The organism is Bacillus sp. LR--39, from assembly GCF_053613335.1.
Genome location: NZ_JBSIOT010000140.1, coordinates 1 through 1466, shown reverse-complemented (window position 1 = coordinate 1466; position 1466 = coordinate 1). Strand labels below are relative to the sequence as shown.

The 1466-nt window shown below is 45.3% G+C and carries 2 protein-coding genes and 1 pseudogene; all 3 read left to right on the top strand.

Annotation, left to right across the window (positions count from 1 at the left end; genetic code table 11):
- The coding region (locus tag ACWHAR_RS21170; protein ID WP_452087730.1) for an ACT domain-containing protein at positions 1-235 on the top strand (235 nt) is incomplete at its 5' end.
- Positions 236-260: 25 nt separating this feature from the next.
- The gene (gene sdaAA, locus ACWHAR_RS21165; RefSeq protein WP_003232049.1) at positions 261-1163 is read left to right on the top strand and encodes an L-serine ammonia-lyase, iron-sulfur-dependent, subunit alpha; all 903 of its coding nucleotides are present in this window, start codon (positions 261-263) and stop codon (positions 1161-1163) included.
- Positions 1141-1466 (top strand): annotated as a pseudogene (locus ACWHAR_RS21160) (ATP-dependent DNA helicase RecG); the annotation flags it as partial. The gene sdaAA and the pseudogene ACWHAR_RS21160, both read left to right, overlap by 23 nt.

Genomic DNA, 1466 nt, shown 5'->3' with positions numbered 1-1466 from the left:
AGGAAATCATCCGGCCATATTAGTTGTTCATAATGACAAATTTGGCACAATTGCCGGTGTTGCCAATGTTCTGGCGAAATTTTCAATCAACGTAGGACATATGGAAGTAGCCCGGAAAGATATCGGACAGCTTGCGCTGATGACAATAGAGGTCGATCAAAATATTGACGACCATATTCTCGACGAGCTGTCGAAGCTGCCGAATATTATTCAAGTGACAAAGATTGCTGACTAGCGAAAAGGGTCAGGAGGAGCCAGTTATGTTTCGTAATGTAAAAGAATTAATTGAGATTACTAAAGAAAAACAAATATTGATCTCTGATGTGATGATAGCTCAAGAGATGGAAGTAACAGAAAAAACAAAAGAGGACATTTTTCAGCAGATGGATCATAACCTGTCTGTTATGGAAGCGGCGGTTCAGAAAGGACTCGAGGGAGTTACGAGCCAAACGGGCTTAACAGGCGGAGATGCCGTTAAATTGCAGGCCTATATTCGATCGGGAAAAAGCCTGTCTGGCCCGCTGATTTTAGATGCTGTATCGAAAGCCGTTGCAACAAATGAAGTAAATGCAGCAATGGGAACCATCTGTGCGACACCGACTGCAGGTTCTGCCGGTGTGGTGCCCGGTACGTTATTTGCTGTAAAAGAAAAGCTGAATCCAACAAGAGAACAAATGATCCGCTTTTTGTTTACAGCCGGGGCTTTCGGATTTGTCGTGGCTAATAACGCAAGCATTTCCGGCGCCGCCGGAGGATGTCAGGCAGAGGTTGGATCAGCTTCAGGCATGGCGGCTGCGGCCATTGTTGAAATGGCAGGAGGAACACCCGAACAAAGCGCGGAAGCTATGGCCATTACATTAAAAAATATGCTAGGCCTCGTGTGCGACCCTGTTGCAGGGCTTGTTGAGGTGCCTTGCGTGAAACGGAATGCGATGGGCGCGTCAAATGCAATGATTGCCGCTGATATGGCATTGGCGGGCATTACAAGCCGTATTCCATGTGATGAGGTTATCGATGCCATGTATAAAATAGGCCAAACGATGCCAACTGCACTTAGAGAAACAGGCCAAGGCGGTTTAGCGGCAACACCGACAGGAAGAGAATTAGAGAAAAAAATTTTCGGAGGAGCGCTAGGTTCACGTGAAACAACATCAGCAAACTAGTATAGCTAACATTAAGGGTATTGGGCCGGAAACAGAAAAAACATTACACGAACTCGGTATTTATGACATTTCTGATCTTCTGAATTATTTCCCTTATCGCTATGATGACTACGAGCTGAGGGATTTAGAAGAAGTAAAGCATGATGAAAGAGTCACAGTCGAAGGGAAGGTTCATTCAGAGCCTTCTCTTACCTATTACGGAAAAAAACGAAACAGGCTGACATTCAGGCTTCTGGTCGGCCACTATTTAATCACAGCCGTATGTTTTAACCGGCCTTATTTGAAGAAGAAGCTTTCGCTCGG

What these genes read in the sequence shown, in the direction of transcription:
- sdaAA (WP_003232049.1), top strand. Translation starts at nt 261, where the DNA reads ATGTTTCGTAATGTAAAAGAATTAATTGAGATTACTAAAGAAAAACAA.